This is a genomic window from Aestuariimicrobium sp. p3-SID1156 (assembly GCF_025144225.1).
GTDB lineage: Bacteria > Actinomycetota > Actinomycetes > Propionibacteriales > Propionibacteriaceae > Aestuariimicrobium.
In genome coordinates this window covers 1-832 of sequence record NZ_JALXXB010000026.1, presented here as the reverse complement: position 1 = coordinate 832, position 832 = coordinate 1, and the positions used below count along the sequence as shown (strand labels likewise).

Sequence of the window (832 nt, the reverse complement as noted above, 5' to 3'; positions counted from 1 at the left end):
GGCGAGCTGGGAGGTCATTCGGCGGTCGATCGAGTAGCCGACGATCCGGTTCGAGAACACGTCCTTGACCGCACACAGATACAGCTTCGAGTCCCCGGCCCAGTGCTCCGAAATGTCCGTCAGCCAGAGGCGATTGGGCCTGTCAGCAGTGAATTCACGACGGACCAGGTCGTCATGGACCGGCGGCCCGGGCCGCTTCCCAGAGCCGCGCCGGAGCGAGTGGCAGCAGCGGACATGGACCAGCCGACAGGCCTTGAGCACCTGGTGGTCCGACACGTCCAAGCCCTTGTCGCGAAGCTCGTCGGCCAGGAACCGGTAGCCGAACTCCGGATCATCGGCATGGGCGTCGAGCACGGCGTTCGCGGCATGCGCATCAGCCCATTCCCGCTCGGAGACGGGGTCGGAGAGCCACTGGTAGTAGGCCTGCCGGGAGAACCCCAGCACCCGGCACGAGAGCTTCACGGGAACCCCGTCGCCGGCCAGGTCCGTGACGACGGGGAACGTCATTTTGGGGACTGGCCCAGTTTCAGGTTCGCCTGCGACAGATACGCCGCGGCCCGGCGCAGGACCTCATTCTCCATCTCCAGTTCGCGGTTGCGGCGCTTGAGGGCCTTGAGCTCCTCGTTCTCGGCCTTCGTGACACCGGGCCTGGTGCCGGCCTCGACATCGTCCTGGGCGAGCCAGTTGCGCAGGCAGGACTCGGCGATCCCGAAGTCCTTCGCCACCTGCTTGATGCTCATGTCACCCCGGCGGGCAACGGCCACGACATCGTCGCGGAACTCCTTCGGATACGCAGCGGGCATGTCGACATCCTTCCAGCAACCCCTCCCGG

Annotated in this window: 1 protein-coding gene and 1 pseudogene; both read right to left on the bottom strand. The window is 66.3% G+C overall.

From position 1 onward, the window contains the following. Nucleotides 1–507: pseudogene (locus M3G03_RS12765) on the bottom strand (IS3 family transposase); the annotation flags it as partial. Further along, nucleotides 504–803 (bottom strand): transposase, encoded by a 300-nt coding sequence (locus M3G03_RS12760; protein ID WP_259810507.1) that lies wholly within the window; start codon nt 801–803, stop codon nt 504–506. The gene M3G03_RS12760 and the pseudogene M3G03_RS12765, both read right to left, overlap by 4 nt. Nucleotides 804–832 lie beyond the last annotated feature (29 nt).